Source organism: Collinsella sp. SGI.178 (assembly GCF_050313495.1).
Taxonomy (GTDB): Bacteria; Actinomycetota; Coriobacteriia; order Coriobacteriales; family Coriobacteriaceae; genus Collinsella.
In genome coordinates this window covers 17,489-39,570 of record NZ_JBNPLM010000020.1, presented here as the reverse complement: position 1 = coordinate 39,570, position 22,082 = coordinate 17,489, and the positions used below count along the sequence as shown (strand labels likewise).

The following is a 22,082-nucleotide window of genomic DNA, read 5'->3' as shown; positions in this document are numbered from 1 at the left end:
GTAGTCAAAAAAGCCCCGTCCCAAATTAGCTACCCTTTGCACCGATTACTCGCCAGGGAGAATGTTTGCATAGAACTCGGCCCCGTCGTCCAGGCGCAGAATGCCTACGCGGCCGAACTCGGAGCCGGTGGCGGCGGCACAGTCGATGTCGATGCGGTCGGGAACGCCGGCGGTATCCTCGCCGCCCAAGCGCACAATCTGTCCGCGCCTCGACTCCTCATCGAGCCCCGCCAGGCCGCCAACCTCGCAATAGCGCCCCAGCGACACCGTGGGCGTGTGGCCACTCACCACGACCGGACCCTTGCCCTCGGCAGATAGCAGCCCCGTCGGGGCATCCCAATAGCCATGGCGAATCCACAGCAAGTCATCGGACGACTGCACGGCAAGCATTTGCTGCAGCAACTCGCTATCGGCATCGACCGCTCCCCTGCCGTCGGCACAATCGACACCATGCTCAAGCAAAAACGCACGCGCTGCCTCGGTCTGAATACCGGCGTGCACCAGCAGATACGGACGCTCAGCAGTCTCTGCCACCGCATAGAGCGGCAGGGCAGCAGCCCAGCGTACCAGCTCCTCGTATGCCTCAAACTCCATTTCGTTGAGCTGTTGGCGCGTGGTCCATCCGCCGTTGATATCCCAGGTCTCGGCATCGAGCGGGTCCTGGCCAATGATCGCGTCGAGCATAATCTGCTCGTGGTTACCCTTAAGCACGCGAGCGTTGGGCAGCGATCGCACCAAGTTGATGACGCCGACCGGATCGGGACCGCGATCGATCATGTCACCCAACACGTACAGCGTGTCGTCGGACGTTAGCGAGATCTTGGAAAGGGCCTCGTCCAGCGCGCGCACGTGCCCGTGAGCATCGGATGTCACATAGATCGCCATGGAACGCCTTTCCCTGCATTACGGCCGAAGCCCGGAGCCACAACTAAAACTTCAAGTTGAACTTAAACGTTATTCATTGTACTCCGTTGCAATAAAGCTGGGAAGGGCCACGCGTCGCCAACGGTCGCGCGCGCCGTTCTCGGTGCACCGCCGGCAGCTGATTCCCGGCCAGCTTCGCGCACGCCGCAGCCTCGTGTCGAAAATGCGCACGCCCGCAATCCGTTCCCATAAACCCACCATCTTTGGGTACAAATAACCGCAGATAACTGACCGTGCCACGCCAACCTCCCAGGAGCGGACACTATCCATGAACCAGATACTTCTCTTTATAGGCCTCGTCATCATTTTGTGCCTGACCATCAAACCCGTCGGCAAAAAGCTCCCCTTCCCCACCCTGCTCATCTTTATCGCGCTGGGCATGCTGCTGGGCGTCAACGGTCCGGCGCACATCGACTTTAGCGACTACGCGCTTACCGAAACCGTCTGCAGCACGGCGCTGCTGTTCATCATGTTCTACGGCGGCTTTAACACCAATATCGACCGCGCCAAACCTGTCGCCGCACCTGCAGTGCTGCTGAGCACGCTCGGCGTCGTCATTACCGCCGGCATCACGGGCGCGTTTGTGCACTTCGCACTGGGCTTCGACTGGATCGGCGGCCTGCTGCTGGGCTCGGTCGTAGCATCCACCGACGCAGCGAGCGTCTTTAGCGTGCTGCGCGAGCACAGTCTGTCGCTGAGAGGGTGGCACTGACTCGCTGCTCGAGGTCGAATCGGGCTCCAACGACCCTGTCGCTTACATGCTCACCGCCGTGCTCGCAACCCTTGCGGCCGGCGGCGACATTAACATCCCCGTGCTGCTCGCCAAGCAGATCATCCTGGGTGTGGGCCTGGGCCTTGTCATCGGCTGGGCATCGGGCCGCCTGATTGAGCGCGCACACGCAACGGCCGAGGGCGCGCAGACCATCTTTTTGTTCGCCGTGGCCATCGTCGCCTACGCGCTGCCGAGCTACCTAGGCGGCAACGGCTTTTTATCCGTGTACCTTGCCGGCATTGTGCTGGGTGCGAGCGACATCACCGGTAAGGTCGAGCTGGCGCACTTCTTTGACACCCTCACCGAGATGGCCGAAATGACCATCTTCTTTTTGCTCGGTCTGCTCGTGACGCCCGCGCGCCTGCCGCAAATGCTGCTACCGGGCCTGGCACTCATGGCGTTTATGCTCTTTGTGAGCCGCCCCATCGCCGTCGGTCTGCTGTTGGCGCCCTATAAGACAAACCCCCGCCAGGTGGCGCTCGTAAGCTGGGCGGGCCTGCGTGGCGCGGCTTCGATCGTGTTTAGCCTCTTTACCGTGGTGGCCGGCGTTCCCGGTGGGCACGACCTGTTTGACCTGGTGTTTGTAATTGCCGTGTCGAGCATTGTGGTGCAGGGATCGCTGCTGCCGGCAGTGGCGAAAAAGCTCGACATGATCGATGCGGCCGGCGACGTGCGCCGCACCTTTAACGATTACCGCGACGAGGACGGCATGTCGTTCGTTAAGCTCAAGGTGGGCGCGGGCCATCCGTTTGCCGGGCGCTCGCTTGCCGATATTGGCAACGCTACGAACATGCTCGTCGTCCTGGTGCTGCGCGATGGCGCGCATCCGGTACTGCCCAACGGGGATACTGTGATCAAGGAAGGTGACCTGTTGGTGATGGCTGCCCCGACGTTTGAAGAGCGTGCCGAGGTCACGCTGCGCGAGGTCACCGTGACACCCCACGGTCGCCTGGCGGGGCTGCGCCTGCGCGACGTGCCGCAAGGCAAGCACCCGTTTATCGTCGTGATGCTCAAGCGCGACGGCCAAACCATCATCCCCGACGGCAACACCCATATATACGCCGGCGACAAAGCCGTCATCGCCACGCTCGCGTCGTAGCCACAGGCCGATTTCAGCGAACTCGAAAAGCATGGGGGGCGCGCATTGCCACCCCCCATGCAACTTCAGACAATCGCTCGGCATCATCCCACAGGAGCCGTTGCGCTCAACGCCCTAGCCTTTGCCGTAAACGCACTCCCCTGTGGTGAAATCCCACTTGAGGTCCCATGCGTTCTCGGTAAAGTCGTCATACATATCGATCGCGCTCCAGCCGGACACTCCGCCGTCGTCAAAACACGTGGGCTCATAGAACGTGTCAAGCTGCGGGTCGATGTCGGTCGTCACCGAAAAGTCTGGGCCGTATGTTCTTCCCAGCGCCACGATATTGTCAATCTGGTCGACGGATTCGACTGCCTTCAACCCCCGCGCAACATCGCCGAGCAAGCCGCAGAAAGCTTCCTTTTCCAGCGGCCTATTGGCGGTCTTAACAGTCTTGACCCACTCTGTGGAAGTGGGGAACATTACGCAGAGCGCGCGAACGACATCGTTGCCGGTTTTACAGAGGCCGAACAGCTTTTGGCGCGCTTCGTTTCTCTGCTTTGTCGCCTTGACGCCTATGTACTGCCAATAGTCGATCGTGCCGTCCTTTAGAACCGTTCCGTCCTTTAGGGTCACGCGAACACCGAGGTACTGCGTTTCGGCCTCAAAATAGCCGGCACAGGGCTTTACCGGCTCAAGCGGATCCCTCAAATTGGGATCGTCATAGCGTGCTTCCTCTTCTGGCAGCTCAAGGCGGTCGATAACAAGCTGCTTGGAGGCATTATCGGGATATTTGCGCAGCTCTTTGCAGATACCAGTTTTAGAACGCTTGCCGATAGAGACCTTATCAAGAATTACTTCGACGCTATCAATATCGTCGAGTGCAACAAAGTGCGCGAGCAGCAACCCGGGCTGCTTCATGGTCCGCTTTATATCCTTCAGCCTCAGTATCGTCATAGCTCCGTCGAAATGGCCTTTTTTGAAAAGCTTGTCCCATTCAATGTAGTCCTCAATAAACGCATAGTCGGGATCTTCCACAATGGCCGTAATCTTCTCGACATCGTTATCGGCAACCAGAGAGGCAAAGTAGGGCGGATCGACATGATCGCATTTTCCGAACAATAGCCGCGAGCAAAGGGCTGCAACGGCGTTGACCCGATAGCCGTGAATAAGGTGTTTACCATATGCAAAACCTTTTTTATTCGCATGGCGGAGGTCATCGGGTGAAAACTTGACCTGAGCTAGCTCATTTGTCTGCCCATTATGAAAGAGAGGACTGTCGTACTTGGGACAGCCAGTGCAACAGTCATAGACATCGACGGCACAAGAAATGCCCTTCAAAACGTTTGGGAGGAGATTGACAACCTCTTCGATATCCAAATCGACGGCATTGCCACACCAATCGACTTTACATTCAATAAGCAGTTCAAGCAGTACGATATCGCCAAATTTGCGCTCCCGAACCTTCCACTTGGAAATGTAATCGTCACGTCCGAAATAAACGTTATGGGAATCGGGGCCAATGTGGTCAGTCTCGCTACAGCCCAAAAGATCAAACAATTGACGGCTATCACCAGAAAACGAAACCCCCGCCCGAGGATCCTCAGGAATCTCGAAAGATGCATTCAGGTTGTCAGCCATTTGCCCAAGAATAGCATCCCGAGCATCTTTCGTGCTGTAAATCAGAATACTTTGATGGGGTGTGTACATTGCTCGTCCTTTCGTACTGAAACAAATCGAATGGTCGATAGGCCTTGTCCGGAAAAGCGCATAACGCTACATTCAGGATGCTCGTCACGTAATTAAGTGAGTTCACCTATGGCAAGCAGCCCCGCGACCAATGTCGACATGTGTTAACTTAGCCCAGCTGACCACGCCATTTGTTGAGCAACAAGTGCGAGCGGTACCTTTTGAGCCCCAAACGTTACCACAGACTTTAATAGCTGCACAAATCAAAAAAGTTGCGGTGATGTAGGGACTGTTTATGCACTCCAAAGCGCAATTTAGTCCCTATTTCACCGCAAGTTATTGGGGGGATGAGCTTGAGGGGTGGCTGTGGCTACCAGCCTTCGTCCGCGCCGTAGTCGTAGTCCGTATCGTCGCCCGCGGCAAAATCACGGAGGTCGAGGCCTTCGTGTTCGGCTCGGGCTAGGAGCTCTTGAGGGGACTCATCCTCGATATCCATCACGTCGAGCATGGCGGCCGGAAAGCCCACGCCTGCCGCGCTCCCAGCGCGATCGAGCAGGCTCTCGCGCAGTTGGTCCACATCAACTTCGATCTTCATGGTGAAACCTCCCCATTCAGCCCCCACTTACCATTCACGACCCAGATAAACATGGAAGTGCAGCGTCTGAAGAACACGCTCTTCGCCGCTATCCGCGTTTTTCAGGCAAAGTGCATACTCCGCGCGTTCATCAAGTTCAACGGTTGGACGCACCGTCAGCATTACCTTAAAGCGGCGCGTCCTCGCATCGACTTCAGTCAAATCGGCTACGATTCTTGCAATGTCGGTTACAGGGTTTCCGCTGCGATCGGCAACAAACACTTCATAGTTCGCAGGAAGGATCTTGCCGACCACCGCCTCATCTTGCAGAAACTCCAGGAAAAAAGACGTATTCGAGATGGATTCAAGTTGCGTAACGAGGGACAAGCCAACGGGGCTCGATGCGACAAAGCCACGCGTTCCGGCGCGCTTATTGCTAAAAGTCAAAACCGGCACACACATCTCCTGCAATGATATGCCGCCATGGACAAAGTTCTCGCCTCCGCCGGGACGTCGCAAACGCACGCATTCACGTGGCGAAAAGCCCACGAGGCTATCAGCAGAAGCGGGTAGAGCAACCTTAAGCAGCGTATCGGACTCAGAATCGCTCGAGGCAACAGCCCAGCGGCGTCCAGCCTCAATGACGTCGCCCGCCACGTCCGCAACACTCGTATGATCATATTCGGCAAGCGGCTCTGCGGTGTACAGAAACCCATGATCTGCCGTAATGATGATTCGAGACGACATAAACTCACGCACGATGAGCTTGACCAGCACCGATAACTCGTCAATTGTTTCATCGCAGGCATGAAACGCCCTGCGCTCGGTTGCGGCCTTGTCACCAATGGCATCAATGAGATCGTGATAGATATAGACAACACTCGCGTCTCCTACGACCTTCTTGCGTTCGGCACGGTCCATCTCGCCGACGAAACGGTCATAGCGAACCGCAACAGCACCCTCATAATGCTCGCCAATCACCTTTTGGCGAGAATCGATAGTATCGACGCGCCCCCCATCAACAAACACGCCAAAGCCCGATCCCCCCTCTCCGCATGCCTCGTAACGCATCGTTCCATGAGGCAACAAGGCAGCCATACCGCATCTGGTTATCGAAGGAAACACGCCTTGCACGGCGCCAAGCTCGCACTGACCCTTTGTCTCGCGCTCAAGACGCTCGGCGAGTTCTGCAGCAACCTCATAGCGCAAAGCATCAGATACGATGACCCAAATACGCTTTCCACGGCGATTCGCAGGCTCAACGTAGCTCAGATCAAAATCAACCTGACGCGGAATATCTTTCACATATCCCTGCAAGCCCAATGCGTCGCCCGACGCGCTTGCCCAACGGCGAGAGAGCTCCTTAAGAAACCAGCCTTTATACAAAGCTTCCATCGACTCAAAGCAGGCGCGGAAGTCTTCATCGAGCTCGTACTCCCCCGCTCTAAAGGCACCGGCGAACTCTGTCACCAGCTCACGGTACCAAGCGTCCATGCGATAGAAATCGCTGGCATAAGAACCCCAAAGGGCCAAAGCCCCCATGCCCGCAAAACCTTCTACATGGTCGCGATAAAAACGCTGCATATGAGCTGCAGCCGAAACGCCGCGATAATAGCAGGCAAGTTCCTCATACCAGAGCGATCCGCGACGAGAGGCGACGACCGACAACACCTCATCAGCAACGTCCACAGACAGACGCACCCGCTCAAACAGCATGCGCAGAATGGTGGCATCGATGCAGGGAAAGACGTCGGCCCCTGAAATACAGTCAAGACCAACGTCAGCGAGTATCTTTCCAAGCTCAAGCTCACGCTCAACCGCTGTTGTCATACTCAACAGCAATAGACGATTACCGCCACGAACCCAATAATCAACGCAAGCGCGGCAGAACGCGGCATGAACAGCCTGGGAAGAGAAACGTCCCGACAGCGCGTCCAGACATCCACCCGTCACCGACCGTGAGCAGGCGGTGAGCAACACGTAGACCAGCAACTCGGGAACACGAGATAGCTCGAGCGCGTTCCCATCAAAACCACACCAATGACGAATGAGCTCGCAGAAATAGCCATTCATCTCATATTCAGTAAGTAAGATAACCACCTGATCAGCATTGCCCTCGTGCAGGAGTGCCAAATAGCCTGATACGATTGCCGCGGGATCGAACTCACTGGCACCCAGGCAAGTAGCCAAAATGCCAAGTTCAAGCTCATCGACGGTCTCAACAGCGACTTCTCTCGATGAATGTAGCAACTTGTTGAGCTTTATAACGTTGCGGCGCTTGGCAAAAAAGGCTTTATGGGACTCAAGCGCCGCGCGCATGTCATACGAATCAACTGCGCCGATCTCGCGTAGCTGCACAGAAACATAGTCGGCAGCAAACGGGACGCAACGCGCTTCAACATCCGCCAGCCAATCGCCAGACGGCTCCCCCGCGGAGCGACGATATATAAGCACCTTACGACCGCCCAAGTCACCATTGAGCTTACGCTTGATAGCAAACCGACCACCCTCGCGATCAACGAGAACGCTGACACCCGGCAGCTCCAAATCTGCAATCACATCCTCAAATTCACCGGACGGATCATGCCATACAACAATGGCGCCCCCGCAATCGGCGTTCTGACCTGCAAACAAATGCAGCAGCTCGGATGTAATATCTGCAAGCTTCATGGCAAACTCTCAAAACTAGTCATCAAACAAACCGGCAAAAATAGCATCCAAATCCTCTTGAGAGGTAGGCTGCGTCTCGAGTATTTCGGAATCAATACACCTGAGCATGGTGTTCTCTTTTTCGCGCAGTCGAGTATATATTTCCTCGTCAAGCGACCACGGATCGGGTTTTCCAAGGTCGTAATCTTCCGAAAGGTAGTAGTACCTTGTCTGCTGATCTTGCGGCAGGCCCAAACGGTGGATTCGATCGCGGGACTGCAGCAAATGGACCAGATTAAAGCTGTACTCGTAGTACACGGCATCGTGACAAATCGAATGCAGCGAGACAGACTCGGCAAGCGTATGAGGATTGGTGATGAGTACGGGAAACTTGCCAGCCCTAAAGTCATCCAGGTCTGCCGAACGACAGACAAGGTCATCCTGGCCGTTAATCGTACGCGCCTCAATCCCCATATCAGCCAGACCGCGCTGAAGATCGAGCATGCTCTTGATGAAAATGCACCAGACGATAACCGAGCGCCCCTGTGCCACCAAGTCGCCAATCAGAGAGCAGCAACGAGCACGTTTGCTCGATGCCCCGGCAGATCGAATCATGCCCACGATCTTATCGGAGTAGTCGACGGCATCGACCTCGCCGGTCTCCTCGTCTTCTTCGATAATCCAACGATAGTCTTCGGGATTAAGCGTTTCGAGCAGGTCGATCGGATCGTTTTCCATCTGCAGCACACGCAGCATCAAGGTCAGCTTGTTGCGACGGTAACGGTTTTTAATAACGCCGAGCAGTAGATCCGTACGCTCGCCAGACGACACCTTGATAAGCTCGTCGGGCTCGGCCCTCGGGACGCCTAGGTCATCCTTAGTCGTACGGCAATAAAATGGCTGCAACTTGTTGTTCACGAGCTCAATGTCCGAGCCCTCGGCGTTTTTGAGCTCGCTTTTCTCAAAGCCAAAAAAGTTGTCATACTCCCGCGGATACAGAATGTGCAACATATTGTAAATATCGATATATCCGTTAGGAATTGGCGTGCCCGTCAGGGCAAACGTATAGGGAGCACTCTTGGAAACCACGAGAGCGGCGTTAGCTTGCTTTCCGCCAACGCGCTTAACGCGATGGATTTCGTCGAACACCAAAAGCGTGCGCTCTCCAGCGACCTTGCTGAGCTCCTCAGCAACGCCAATAGCCGCCTCGTAATTCACAAGCAGCAAATTGCAACCGCCCACACGAGCGCGAATATAGCTCCGACGGTCAGACTTTCCAAGCTTTCGGTAAGCATCGTCCTGCGTCGTAAACAAGCTAAGCGGCCGCTTATCACCAAAGCACAGTCTCCACTCCGTCGCCCAGGAATCAAATGCGTTTTTAGGGCACACGACCATAATGCGATCGACCATGTTGCGGGCCGCCAAAAAGGCAAACGCACCAAGAACGGTCGCCGTTTTACCCGACCCCGGCACCGAGAAATTGCCTGCACGTCCCATCGTTGCCAAGAAAAACGCGTCGCGCATCTGGCGATCCTTAAGTGGACGCGCCATGGCGGTATCGACGACCTCCGAGAACTCTGCGAGATGGGCATCGTGTTTGTGGTCGCCGCGCTTGATCTCGTTTCCCAAACGCGAACGTTGCTCGGCAAGTTCGCGAATCTGCGTAAAGCCGTCCTGAAGGTCCTCATCCACCGATAGCGCCACACCAAGACGGCTGGCAACCTTCGATAGCTTGCCAACAATCTTTTCGAACTCCGTATAGTTGCCGATCTCTTCGAGCAAAATGTGGCCCTGGACGACACACCTGACGTATGCCCTGCAGGTCATCTTAAAGCGAGCATTGCGACGAAGGGAGTCGGCATCAAGAGGATCAGGATCAAGATAGATTTGTCCGTTTCGCTGATACAGGCGCATTGCTTAGCCTTCTAGAGTCTTTTGGACGGCATCGAGAACTTCCTGGGCTTTCTCAAGAAGAGACTGCAGCCCATCCTGCATATCAGCAAGTTGCTCGGGCTCCAGTTTGTGCAGTATTTCCACGTCAACATCGTTAACATCCGAGAGCGCATTGCGAACGGCGCGCACCTGTCCGTTTTTGATCTTACGATTGCCGGCCTTAGCGCGCGCTACATTTCTAGACGCCTTCATTCCCTCTTTCAAGCGGGTATCAGAGCCATACTTATCACGAAGATATTCCGTGGTAACGATTACATCGCTGGGCTTTTCCGCAAGCCTTTCCAAAACCTCAACGGCATAATCCAGCTGCTCTTCGCGCAGTTTGTCGTCAGCAATCAGATTATCGATGAACTCGCGAACCCCACGCGTCGCGTCGCCGAATGTCTGGCACATTAAATTAACAAACACTGCGTTTTTAATTTCTTCTCGCTTGTCCTTGTTCTTGACCTTCACGAGCCCGTTCGTAAGCGCCTCGATAGGGCCTTGCAGCTTAAGGTCCTGAGCAATATGAAATGCCCCGGGAGCTTCACAAAACTCAAGGAAATCTTTCAACATATCAATTTGAGCGAGGCAGCTCTTCATTTTGCTCTGCTTCATATTGGCATGCTTGGCATATTCTTCTGCCGTCATACGTCCTTCGTTGACCCACCTATCGATATCGACCAGACGAGAGATGGCATCATATTCCTGTTTGGTGTCCTCGCCCAGCTGAATCTCGAGCTCAAGACCCTTAATGGCGTTCTCGTCATAGGTATCGGGGAACACACAGCAACGCAGCATGCGAAGGGTGTTTTCGGCAGCAGACAACTTACGTAAGCAGGTAAAACGACGGTTACCGTCAATGACAACGCCGTTGGTCAGAATGATCGCAGATTGTTGTTGGCCCTTGTTTTTAATATCCAACATGGTCGTCTTAAGATGCTTGGGGTTATCGGCCTCGACCATATCAGCAATAAGGTTATCGAGTTCCGTTTGATCCTGGGGCAAACCTTCGGGATGCTCCGCCTGATAGCGCGAAATGAACGTAGCAATTCGCCCGTTCTGCACATTAAAGTGCAGCTTATCGACGCGCACCTCGTAAATCGGACAATCCTGGTTCTGGCCACCAATAAACTTGCGCTCGCTATTGCCGGTTTCGCGAACCCAACCCTCGGCAATGCCTGTCTTGATGAACTTTTCCATTTCCATTGTCTTACTCCACTTCTAGTACAAACTGGTCATGACTAACAAATACTCGCTCGCTGGCACTCGAATAAAACAAGTCCGACTTACGGATTATCTGGATGAGCTGCGCACGCGGAACCACTACGCCGTACTCTTCCGAAAGCAAGTCGACAAGATCGTCGATATCGATCGATATCTCGCGCGCCACCACCGCCTGGATAAAATCACGGCCCTTCATGGGATGGCCGCGTGGCGCAAAGAGCTTAATGCCCACAAGGTTTCCGTGGCCCAGCAAGTCCTCCTGCGACAAGAGGGCGCTTTCGTAAAATGTATCGGATAGACCATACTCGAGTAAGGGCAAATCGGATGCGCAGCGCCTGAGCGACGGCACGGTAAAGTAGGGCGTATCGTCCTCAGCGCCACGCTCGATGGCATCCAATGCAAAGCTGCGCAAATCGGCATCCCTAATATCAAGCTCATCAAGACCATCGCGTGTAATCCAGCTCGACTCATCGTAGTCAAGTAAGTCGCCCGACCTAATGGCTCGATAGACCATGTTTTTAAAGGACATACAGTTCAACATGGATTGAGGCAGGCTATCGTGCTCGACGATGGCTCCGTGCATCAAAGACAGGTAGAAATCTGTCTGGCTTACACCCCTACCTCTGCAGGCACAGTCAGCGTAAAGCGTGAACCCCGTTTGATAGGCAAACAATTCTACCTTGAGCGTTTCGTCGGGCGAGCATCCCGCCAGCTCCGCAAACTGGGAAAGCAGGTACCAATCCTCATCAAGCTTGGGAAGAGTTGGCTCACTGGCCATGGCGCCTTCAGATCCGGTATCAACACGCTCGCCATGGAACGGCTGGGGATGTACGTCTTCAGCCACAGCAACGCGCGGAGCCGCCGCGGCCGGCCCGCATTCATCATCTTCAATAACGTTTTCTCGGGCTTCGACCAGATCACTTTGCGTCTCGGGGACAAAGCTCTCAGCACTCGCTTCAACGTCCGCAAACCAATCGTTCGCATCGACAACGCACGGTGATGACCGATAGAACAGCGCTCGTTCATCGAAGCCGAGTTCGTTAACGGCTCGGATGGTCTCAAATTTGTTAACAGCATCCTCGCGAATCAGCACAACATCGTCGGGCAACAATAGCCGCTCAACAACATCCGCGTATGCACCGCCAACGTCATGCCATAAAAGAATGGAACCGGACGTTGTATCAAATGCCATTTGCAGCTGTTCGGAGAGCTCGATCAGAGAGTCATCCAGCATTTGTTCTTCGCATGGCGCGGGGGTCTCATCGACACCCAGGAACCGATAGCCAAAACCATGCACCGTTTTAATCCAAAGGGGATTCTTTACCTCATCTCCCAGTTTCTTACGGAGGTTTTTAACATGCGAAGCAAGAGCTCTATTCGATTCAGCGAAGCCAACGCCCATCGAAATCTGAGAGAGTTCCTCATTTGAAATCTCAACGTTTGACCTAGCCGTAAGCGCATTCAAGACGCTATGCTCAATTGGCGTAAGCGCAAGCTCCTCGCCGTCGAGTTGAACAATACGGTTCTCAGAATCAACGACAAGCACACGGTCGCCATGCGCAGAACGAAATACACGCCCGCCCTCACCAACGCTCACATCAGGCTCAAATCCCGGAGCAAAATCGAGACGATAACCATAGCCATGCACACCCTTAAGCCAACGAGCGTTGCGGGCGTCTTCTTTCAGTTTCTTGCGAATGTTCTTGATATGGCTATCGAGCACTCGATGCGACTTAGGATCATCGTGGCCAAATGCCGCAACAAACAGCTCTTGGCGAGAAAACGCATGACCCGGTTTTTGAGCCATGCAAAACAAGATGTTGAACTCATTGGGGGTCAAGCATAAGTAGGAACCGTCCATGTACGCATCGCACATGGTTGGATCGAGCAGAAGATTGCTATCGATTCGAATGATCTGATTGTTGTTTACCGATGCTCCCATAGCGGCTCTTTCGACTTCTAGCGCGCAGACGACTATTTGATTTTGGCGAGAACGTCCTGGAACTTGGCGTAATTGACCTTAACGCCGTCATCCAAATCAATCTCAATCATTTGGTCTGCAAGGTGATGGACCTTCTCCTCGTAGCTCACGAGCTCGGCAGCTTGGTCGCTTATGCGCTTTTGCTCCTTAGCAAGACGGGCACGATCACGGCTGTCGCTCACCTCTATCTGGTCGGAAATCCACATCAGCCGATTGCGGTAACGTTCTTGCTGAGGATGGATATAACTCGTACGAATCAGCGCCAACAAATCAGGGCGATAGCGATGCATGTAGACCAACGCCCTAAAGCCGCCCTTCTTGCCACTGTCAAACAGCCAGTAGATGGGACGCTTCTTGTAGGCCTGACAGTGGTCCTTAAAGAAGTCCTTCAAAAAGTAGGTGCGAATCACCTCGCGCGAAGTGCCCTTGCCGCCGAGCGCCTCGGCAATAAAGGACAGGTTCTGCTCGAGCGTCTCCTCGCCATACACGGTGCGCACAAAGTCAATAAAATAGCGAACGATGTCGTCATCAAAGTACTCGTCGTCGGTAATGGGCAGCACGTCGTCGCCATCGGGCATAAAGGTCACGTGATTGGAATCGGGCATCTTGGCCAGATAGTCATCAACCGTAGCACCCTGATCGGCCAGGACAAGCCCGTCCACATCCAGCGAATAGCGGCCGAACATGCAGCCCACAGCATAGCTTATGAGCGAGGTAATCTCGTCGCGCTTGGTACGCACGTATTTGTTGCCCTTGTAACTCTCGGGGATCTCTTCGACGGTGTCGAAGATGCGCGCCACCGAGACGTACTTGTCCTCGACCTCGATGGGCACCTCGCCCTCCATGTTGTAGATCTTGGCAAAGATTCGGTTGAGCTCTTCCTCGTTAGCACGAAGCTGCTCAAAGCGAGCATTGACCTCGGCCTTGCGAGCCTCGTATTTATCGGAAAGTAAGATTGACATGAATTTCCCCAAACCATCAAAATCGTTGATAAGCCATTTCACAAGATGCTATTCGCCGCAGAAATTAATATCGGATGAAGAAATCCGATTTGAAACTTGTGGAAATCCAAAAGCGATGCAAAAACGGCTCAATGAATCTCGGATGCAATCTACTCATGTTTTTTGGGCTTTGATCGCACTACCAAGGTTCGGTAGTCACCTCTAGCGATATTTGGGAAATAATACTTGCCATCGATATCGATGATTTTTATCCAATCGAGAAAAGAGGATTGCGGTAGCAATATCATTGCTGTCGTTTTTCCGCTCGAACCGGCAGCCCTGTCTTCTAGCAGCATATTTCCATTGTCAAAAAAATAGGTACACCCATGGGCAAGCGAATTCCTCATATGGGTCAGCAAGGTCACACCCTTGCCTCCGCCCTTTGCAACGGGTTTATTTCTATCGGTTATTGAATACGGCTGCATGCACACCAGGCGTGGGCTATCGATTTCAATAGGAATTTCGACGACCTCTTTAGTATTGGGATCCTTGCCCATATAAACAAATCCATATTCTTTTAGGACGCCATCAATTCTGTCAGCCATCAACATTTCCCGCTTCTCCGCCAAAACGCCGGAATAGTCGAGAAGAGTATCAAACGGCATTTCTTTTAATCCGAAATCCTTAGCAGCTCTTTGCTGGGATGCAGAAGTAGCGACCGATTTGGTAACGTAAAAATCCCAAATAATAGATACTTCTTCAGACGACCAGATTGCTGAATCCCTAATTGATTTTTTATATTTAGAAATAAGGGCAGTAGACACAGCAAACACCTACACCAGCGGATGGCGCTTGAAATCCCAAGAGGTTTCAAACGAGTCCCAGTCGGCTTTTGATAATTCGCGGCACGAGTCAACCATATTGTTGACCAACGGCTTCTGCTCTTCGTTCTGAATAATCGGGTAGGTTGCGATTTGGCCTACCTCGAAATTGAGCGTCGCCGAAAGCATGCTCGCGACGCGCATAATCACAGAACTGTTACAAGCTCCCTGAAGATACTTGAGTGATTTCTGATCGCTAAAAACGCTTGTACCCGCCACATCAAACACATGGCCAGCAGGCTTAAAGCGAAATGCAATAGACCCACTCGAAATCTTCGACCAGGTAATCGATGGACTAAAGAAGCAGTTTGTATTCTGTGGCCTGGAAAGCAATTTACCATTCTGGTCTTTGTAATTACGAATCTCCCATCCGTCATTCTCCCAGTTAACAACTGCGCTATTATTTCCGTACCATTTACGAAAATCGCCACCCTTGTTGTAGGGGAACCATTTACAAGCGCTTTCAATCGACTCTTGAATAGACCCACAGGAGTAGGCGCTCTTACAACCATCGACTTCCCACCACTCGCGAACGAAACGAGCGTTTTCACCAGTAGCAAGCCCTTGACGCGGTTTTCCGTACTCACTGAGTTGCTTTGCGTTTTCAAACGCATCCAGAAGCGCGTCGCTAGCCCAGTAGGCTATGGGGATGCCGGGGATCTGCTTGAAGGTCTCGGCGTCGCGGCGGTAGAACCAGCCGCAGTCAGGGTTGCCGATCGCCTCGAGGGCCTTGGGGGCCTGGACGGCCGCGCCAACAAAGTCAGAAAGGCGCACATAGCCGCCCTTGTAGCCCTTGATGAATGAGTTATGGAACGTGTAGGTGCAAATGGGCACAGTCGCGCCAGCGAAGCCCGAGTACTCAAGTTGGATGAGAGAAGTTAGCGTTCTGTTGTCGATAATCTCGTTGCGAAGCTTCTCGTAGCTTCCGATAAACATCCAAACGAAAGGCGACATGACGCCGCACTCGCCGTGGTCCTTGGCGAGATTGAACATGCGAACGACAAAACTGGAGAACAGGTCGCTCTTGACGTCGGGATAGTTCTTCTTGACCCACTTGGACATGAAGGGGCCGAAGCTGGAGCTGCCCATGTAGGGCGGGTTGGCCACCACACAGTCGTGGCGGCGAGCGAGGATCTCGCAGGTCTTAAGAGCACATTCCAGTTTATTTTTAGAACTACCGTCAAACAGACCATCGGTGCCGATGAGTTCGATCGCCTCACGCAGTGCGGCAAGGTCGCCCTCACTTGGAGCGAGCAGCGAGCCGACCTCGTCCAGATGCGATAGGGCATCGATGAGATCCTTCTTCTTGGCAAGCGCGACGCCGTGCGGAATATCATCCTCCTCAAGCATAACCGGCTCGAGCACGGCAACATCCGCCTGAACCCCACGGCCAAAGAAACGCCTATCCATCTCTCGGGCACACATGGCCAACGCAAGCCCTGCAATCTGGGCAGCGCGAGGGTCAATTTCCATACCATGGAGGTTCTTGGATAGAATGAGTCCGGGAATGTCGCGCATACGGTATTCGCGCCCTAAATACATCTTTGCCAAAAGTTCAAAGGCGTAAACGAGAATATGGCCCGATCCACAAGCCGGGTCGCACAGCGAAATATCCTCGGGACTCTCGATTTTAATGAAGTCCTCGTGCTCCGCATCGGGCTCGATGTAGTACTCCATTTCATCACGCAGGGGACTTCCCGGGTTGTTCAGCATCCACAAACGCCCCAGCGAGTTCTGCACCATGTAGCGTACGATCCAGTTGGGCGTAAACAGTTGTGTGGCAGGACCGATGGTGTCCGGCGTCTCCTTGGCCTTAGATTTAAAGAATGCGTCTTTGACCTCGGAATTGTAGAACTGATACATCCAACCCAAGGACTCGACGTTTTCCCACGTGCTGCGTTCAATCCGTTCGACTAGAGCGCACAGTACGCCTTCTTCACCGCGGTCCAAAAGCCTTGTCGGAAGCAGTAACGCATCCGCTGTGCCCACGCGGCCAAAGATGGCGGGCAAGCACTCGGCGAGCTCGTTCATCTGCGCCACCAAAATGAGACGGAACAGCGCCTCATCATCTGCCGCCGCGACAAGGTCAAACACGCGATCGCGCTCTAAGCCCGGCAGATCAAGCTCCGTCGGCATACGCAAGCAGTCTGGCGAAAAACTATCGTACTCCGAGGTTTCGCAATATGAACTTAGCATGCGCACGCCACAGGGTAGATAGCCTCGCACTTCCATATAGCGTATTGCAGCAAAGCGATTAAACCAGGTATAGGCCATTTCCTCGCAAAAGCGCGCATAGCCGTCATGCTCTATGCGGCGATATAGCTCCGAACGTTGCGAACGCTCGAGCGCAGAGAGCACCGTGCCTTTAACGATGGTTGCATCGCGATTGAATTCTTCACGCCCTGCGTCGTCGAGTCCGTAGGCATAGCAACGCTGGCGCACCTCGTCAATTAAGCGGATGCGTGCCCAAGGGCAGAACTTTTCGAGATCTTTCGTATCCATGTTTCTCCCTTAGCCCAAACGGATGGCGTCATTACCCTCAAGGCTTCGCAGTAGCTCTTTGCGCGCGGCATCCAAATAGTCATCGATCTGCTGTTGCGAGCTCAGCTCCAGCGGCCTAAAGACCATGCTGCGGCTCACCGATTTAACACGTCGCCTAGGTGCCGGCACAGATTGGGGCTCATTCGGCAGGCCAGGCGCAGCGATCCCCGAATGATCGATCGTTACCGTCACGCTCGTATTTGCCGGTTTGGGACGATTCGCCTCTTCATAGGCTTCATCGATCATTCTGTACAGTGCCGTCTGAGCGCGATCGAGCTTGGCCGGCACCGCATCCAGGGCGGTCAGCGTTGTCGCATTATGCACCTCATCTTTTCGAGCGCTGTGGGTCTCCCCGATGCGCGCCAGGGCGACGCCCTTGTTTTGGGCATACACTTCGATATCCCCATAGCGCTCTTCAACAAAATTGAGCATGGAGATGCGCTTTTGGTCCAAAAGCTCCTTGTAGGCAGCCCTCACCCTTAGGTTTGCCTCGGATAGCTTTTGGAACTGCAGACTCAGACTCGGCTGCTTAACTGCTTCCCTAATGACAGAAAGCGCATCCAGCGTTTCCGAAGCGCCCTCAAAATAATCGCGCTCACTCTCCATTTGCTTGAATATCTCGCAGGCACCGTCGAATACAGTCACCTTGCTGTCGAAAAACTCGTCAATATCCTCGAGATCTTCAGCCGCATCTCGCAGCTCGTTCTCTTTTGCGGCGATCGCCATAATTAGGTCGACGGCATCGCGGCCGCTCTGCAATAAACCCTCGATAAGGTTCTTTGCATCCACAACCTCCGTATGACCCGGGTAATCGGGGTTACGCTGGTACTCGACCGAAAGGAGACTCGCCAAGCTATCGCGGCGCTTTTCAAGCTCCCCGCGACATGCCTCGGCAAGGCTGTCCTCTTCGAGCGGCAGAGTATGATTGCCGCTCAACTCTTCTACAGCCTGTCGCGCCTTGGATATGGCTGCCCGAGAAAGCTGTTGGCGTGCCTCAACAACAGCCTGTCGTGCCTTAGCAGCCTTACGCAGATAATCAAGAATCTTGGAATCCCTAAGATCAATCGCTTGCCCCGCGCAGAGCAGGCGAGCGCGCTTTTGCGCTAGCAGCGTTGCGACCACGGCGGCAATGTCAATCTCCGCCCAACCATAAGGCTTCGCATGGTACGTCTCGAGCAGCTCGCTCATTGTTACCTGCATATGTTGGGCGGCGCGAGCTTCCAGCAAACGCATAACCGCTTCGATGGCCCCGGCATTGGGCTCTTGCCCATTCATTGCCGGAGTGTACGCAGTTAAAATCTGCTTGATCTGCATATCGCTGTCGTAGTTTTTATCGATAAGTGGCAGTTTGCTGTACGTAACAGAGACAAGCTGGCGCACGCAGTCCTCGATCATATTCTTGGCAGACGCCGATTTGACCGGAGAATACTCACCGCCATAGACATAAAACGTTCCATGCAGCACCGCCTGGCGCATAAGCTCCTCTGCACGCTTATCCAGAGCGACGCGCTCTTCCTGCTTGCCACGCAAAATCGAAGCCACCACTTCGCTGCGATTGTCTGCCTGACGGCTATTGAGGTATTGCTCAATACATGCCGACTGATACAGGCAGTCGTAGTAGTCTTGCTGGGAATCGAGCACTACAATGGCTTCTCCCCTGCTAGAGCTAAGGAGCAGGTCCTCGCGCGAAGGGATCGGGGTGCCATCCACGCCAGAAATCACGCGCAGCGCCAGCCCCGATGCGCTGTTATAACGGGTGTCGTCCAGATATTCCTCGACATCAAAAACGTTTTTACCGACCGACACCTTAGCGTTTTCGAAGACCTGCCTAAACATAATCTGCGCGGCCTTGGACGTAATCTTCGTAGCGTCCGGCTGCACGCGCGAAATCTGCTGGGCGATCTCCTGCTCTTCGTCGGTCAGGTACTTATACGTTTCGCCATTACGAGCCACATAGTTTTGGCGCACTAAACGCTCCAAGGACTGCGAAATCTGTTCGCGAACGACAATGCGGTCGGTGCGGACGTCGTCGGTCATTAGGGTGATCAAGTTTTCAACGTTTGCCGGCATGTCCTTATCGACATACAGGATCAAGAAAAGCAGTTTGAGTACCGGAATGTCGCATTCCTCAAGACCCTGCCCCTTTTGGGCGGCATCCGCCGCTCGAAGAACTACACGACGATGATAGTCCTCGAGCGACGTCGAGATCGTATTGTAGAAACGCCAAAGCGGAACCAGGGCATTCTGGTCCTTATCCTCTATGCATCGAGCGGAGTCTTGAAAGCCACTCAGCATGGAACGCTCGGCGCTTGAGCTGTTTTTTCCGGACGCGCCGTGATTGCGCAGCTCATCCATGATTTTTTGAATGAGCTTAAACTGGTAATCAGCAAACGGATACGTGCTGGCGAAGTCTTCGGCGCCCTCGTAGCCAATTAGATCGGCCGCCGCATCCTTAAAGCTATACAAGTTGTTGAGGACCGCCGGGCGCTCCTGATACTCAGCCTTCAGCAAGTCGTTCGCATCCTGATTTTTCGCCAAAATGCGGCGACGAATGACTTCATCGGCGCACGAGCTGCTCAAAGATAAACGCGTATTAAAGCGGTCCTGAATCTTGGAGAAGTCGCTGCCCTTAACCTTGGTAATTTGATCAATCGCCTGCTGTCCGGTAACCATAACCCATACGCGTCCGCCACACTTGGTGCCCAGCGCCTCGACGATGCTCTGCAGGTTCAGCATAAGCTCGGTATCGCTCGCGATAAACTGGCTCATCTCGTCGGCCATAAAGATCATGCGATATGAGCCGCCGCATTCTTGCTCTCGACGCTTGGTGTATTTAGCAATATCGTCGGTAAGCTGGTCGATTGAAAAATCATTGCTTTCCGGTATTTCGTACCAGCGCTCCGCCTCGTCCTTGCTCATGACGCCCGTGCGACTGAGTGCCTCGATAACGTCGTCGGAGTTAAAGTCGTAGTCCTCGCGGCCATCGACCCAGGGGCTATGATTAATCTCTTCGAATGCGGCACGGAATTCCTGAGTTTTACCGGCGTCGTCAATACGACGCTCCAGGCGAGCGAGCTTAAAATCTGCACCGTAGAACCCACGGCTCTCGTAATACATCTTGGCAAAAATGCGCGCAACCGCGCTGCCATCCTTATTGAGCGGGCTTTTGATGCCCATATTAAAGAGGATAGCGTCGGTCGTCACGCCCGCCGCGCGCTTTGCTTTGTCGGCAAGTTCGTCATCTTCAAAACGCGGAGCAATATACTCAATCGCAGTTTTACCTGCCGCCTCACGGTTCGTGAACAGGTAGCTAAGCATCTTGAGAAAGTGAGATTTACCCGAGCCAAACGAACCGCTAATCCACACGCCAACTTTGTCCGTCGGAGCATCGAGGGCCCGAACATACACATCGAAAAGCGTCTTGAAATGGCGGCGAAGCTCGTCGGTCACAACATATTCGTTCAGCTCTTGCCTGACACTGCCGTCATCCTCCTGATCGACCTTAATAACACCGTTAATGTTTCGGTCGATATCGTGCTCAAACATATCTTTGATCTTCATGGGAATGCCTTTCGATGACCGGAAACGTTTTTAGAGTTGGTTAAACGCGCGATAGTAGTTGCCGTCGGCAATCGTGCCAAACAGCTTTAACTGCTGCCCGTCATAGGTGCCGGGATAAAACAAAACGACGGGGATATCGGAAAATACCGGCTGAATAGACTCAAGAATGATGTGGGCACGCATGAACGGGTAAATCTTGCCAACGCCTGTGATAATCAAGACGTCGCGCCCGCGTTTTGGCTCGCCGTATCTCTCGATAAAGCTGTCGTGAATGAACTCGAGGTACTTCTCGGGCCCCACTCGGCTCTGCATGCGTTGCAAGAAGTGATCGCTGCCTCGTTTTTCCTCGAGGGCGCTCATCTTTTCTAAGATGCCGCGTTTTTCGCAAATGCCGATAAACACGCTCCACAGGTCAAACGAGACAATGTTTGGGGCGTCGTTTTTTATCCGGCGCTCGTGTGCGCTATCATCCACTAGCTGCTGAGTCAGAGCGCGTACCTGGTCCTCTTGCCTAGCTGCATATGGATAGATATAGAGTGGAACCTCGCCACCCAAGCCACGACAATTCAAAAACTCAGGGTCGTGGAATTTGGAACGAATGAGCTCAAAGCTCATGTCGATTGAAGGCAACTCGGTTGCTGTCATCTCGCACCACTATTCCGTTATGCCAAAGGCAGGCAGAACCGCGGCATCGTCGTTGGCCCGAACGCAACGCTCGAGCTCAAAATCGAGCAATGGCGGACGAAGGGCTTCGGTTTTGCGGCTATACAATCCAGCGCCCTCTATACAGTTGACGAGGACTTGGCGCACTTTATTGCACGTAGCATCCGACCACATTGCAACGCGATCGTCCTGCGCGCGAAGCCCTTCGATAAACGTAACGATTTCCGATTTTCGAAGCGAGAGATCAAAAAGACTGAACTTAGGGGCAATCACGCACGTCATAAAGTCCCAGACAACTCGGTTGTCGCGCATCATTGCATACAGGTTAACCTGCGCAAGCTGTTCGAGCGAGCCATGCGCAGCAAGATTAATCAGGCTCGCGCGCACGTCTTCGTCTTCGCTAAGAGCCAACAACCGGCGGCAGCAAGCACGGGTGATAGATTTTTGCTCGCGCTCAGTAGGATATTGAAAGAGATTTTGGGCGGTGACCTTTTCAATTATCTCTTTCGTATCAGAAAGGTTCTCGTCCACCATGAGGCGCGCAACGACACGCGTCTCATTAACAAGCCACTGCTCGCGTGTCATAGAACCACGATAGGTGGTGGGCATGCTCATGTCGTTCAGCCTCTCGACGGATCAAATAGGTACATTTGATTCATACGACAAAAC

15 protein-coding genes are annotated in these 22,082 nt (G+C 53.7%); 2 read left to right on the top strand and 13 right to left on the bottom strand.

What is annotated here, in order from left to right; all coding sequences use genetic code 11:
• Positions 1–45: 45 nt before the first annotated feature.
• Positions 46–885: a metallophosphoesterase gene (locus tag ACQRAQ_RS06745; protein WP_427794344.1), complete on the bottom strand. Its 840-nt coding sequence runs from the start codon at positions 883–885 to the stop codon at positions 46–48.
• Positions 886–1,192: 307 nt separating this feature from the next.
• On the opposite strand from ACQRAQ_RS06745, the gene ACQRAQ_RS06740 reads away from it, so the two are divergent.
• Both ACQRAQ_RS06740 and ACQRAQ_RS06735 read left to right on the top strand, forming a co-directional pair.
• Complete coding sequence (locus tag ACQRAQ_RS06740; RefSeq protein ID WP_427794343.1) at positions 1,193–1,636, top strand: cation:proton antiporter; 444 nt, start codon at positions 1,193–1,195, stop codon at positions 1,634–1,636.
• A gap of 46 nt (positions 1,637–1,682) precedes the next feature.
• Positions 1,683–2,795, top strand: a complete 1,113-nt coding sequence (locus ACQRAQ_RS06735) for a TrkA C-terminal domain-containing protein (protein ID WP_427794342.1) — start codon at positions 1,683–1,685, stop codon at positions 2,793–2,795.
• A 114-nt stretch (positions 2,796–2,909) separates the two neighbouring features.
• Here ACQRAQ_RS06735 and ACQRAQ_RS06730 read toward each other — a convergent pair whose 3' ends face one another.
• The 12 genes from ACQRAQ_RS06730 to ACQRAQ_RS06675 form a co-directional block, all read right to left on the bottom strand.
• Positions 2,910–4,484 (bottom strand): hypothetical protein, encoded by a 1,575-nt coding sequence (locus tag ACQRAQ_RS06730; protein ID WP_427794341.1) that lies wholly within the window; start codon positions 4,482–4,484, stop codon positions 2,910–2,912.
• Between the two features lie 349 nt (positions 4,485–4,833).
• A complete protein-coding gene (locus ACQRAQ_RS06725; RefSeq protein ID WP_427794340.1) occupies positions 4,834–5,058 on the bottom strand; it encodes a hypothetical protein in 225 nt (74 codons plus the stop codon).
• 27 nt (positions 5,059–5,085) lie between these two features.
• A complete protein-coding gene (gene pglZ / locus ACQRAQ_RS06720; protein WP_427794339.1) occupies positions 5,086–7,707 on the bottom strand; it encodes a BREX-1 system phosphatase PglZ type A in 2,622 nt (873 codons plus the stop codon).
• A 15-nt stretch (positions 7,708–7,722) separates the two neighbouring features.
• Positions 7,723–9,600 (bottom strand): SNF2-related protein, encoded by a 1,878-nt coding sequence (locus ACQRAQ_RS06715; RefSeq protein WP_427794338.1) that lies wholly within the window; start codon positions 9,598–9,600, stop codon positions 7,723–7,725.
• 3 nt (positions 9,601–9,603) lie between these two features.
• Positions 9,604–10,827, bottom strand: coding sequence for a hypothetical protein (locus ACQRAQ_RS06710; RefSeq protein ID WP_427794337.1), 1,224 nt, complete (start codon positions 10,825–10,827; stop codon positions 9,604–9,606).
• 4 nt (positions 10,828–10,831) lie between these two features.
• The gene (locus ACQRAQ_RS06705) at positions 10,832–12,787 is read right to left on the bottom strand and encodes a winged helix-turn-helix domain-containing protein (RefSeq protein WP_427794336.1); all 1,956 of its coding nucleotides are present in this window, start codon (positions 12,785–12,787) and stop codon (positions 10,832–10,834) included.
• Positions 12,788–12,819: 32 nt separating this feature from the next.
• Entirely contained in the window at positions 12,820–13,788 is a 969-nt protein-coding gene (locus ACQRAQ_RS06700; protein WP_427794335.1) for a hypothetical protein, read from the bottom strand.
• 149 nt (positions 13,789–13,937) lie between these two features.
• Entirely contained in the window at positions 13,938–14,591 is a 654-nt protein-coding gene (locus ACQRAQ_RS06695) for a hypothetical protein (RefSeq protein ID WP_147326623.1), read from the bottom strand.
• Positions 14,592–14,600: 9 nt separating this feature from the next.
• Positions 14,601–17,150 carry a BREX-1 system adenine-specific DNA-methyltransferase PglX gene (gene pglX / locus ACQRAQ_RS06690; RefSeq protein WP_427794334.1) on the bottom strand — a complete coding sequence of 850 codons (2,550 nt, stop codon included), beginning with the start codon at positions 17,148–17,150 and terminating at the stop codon, positions 14,601–14,603.
• Between the two features lie 9 nt (positions 17,151–17,159).
• Positions 17,160–20,750, bottom strand: coding sequence for a BREX system P-loop protein BrxC (brxC, locus tag ACQRAQ_RS06685; RefSeq protein WP_427794333.1), 3,591 nt, complete (start codon positions 20,748–20,750; stop codon positions 17,160–17,162).
• A 30-nt stretch (positions 20,751–20,780) separates the two neighbouring features.
• Complete coding sequence (locus ACQRAQ_RS06680; RefSeq protein WP_427794332.1) at positions 20,781–21,395, bottom strand: DUF1788 domain-containing protein; 615 nt, start codon at positions 21,393–21,395, stop codon at positions 20,781–20,783.
• 9 nt (positions 21,396–21,404) lie between these two features.
• A complete protein-coding gene (locus ACQRAQ_RS06675) occupies positions 21,405–22,022 on the bottom strand; it encodes a DUF1819 family protein (protein WP_427794331.1) in 618 nt (205 codons plus the stop codon).
• Positions 22,023–22,082: the final 60 nt, after the last annotated feature.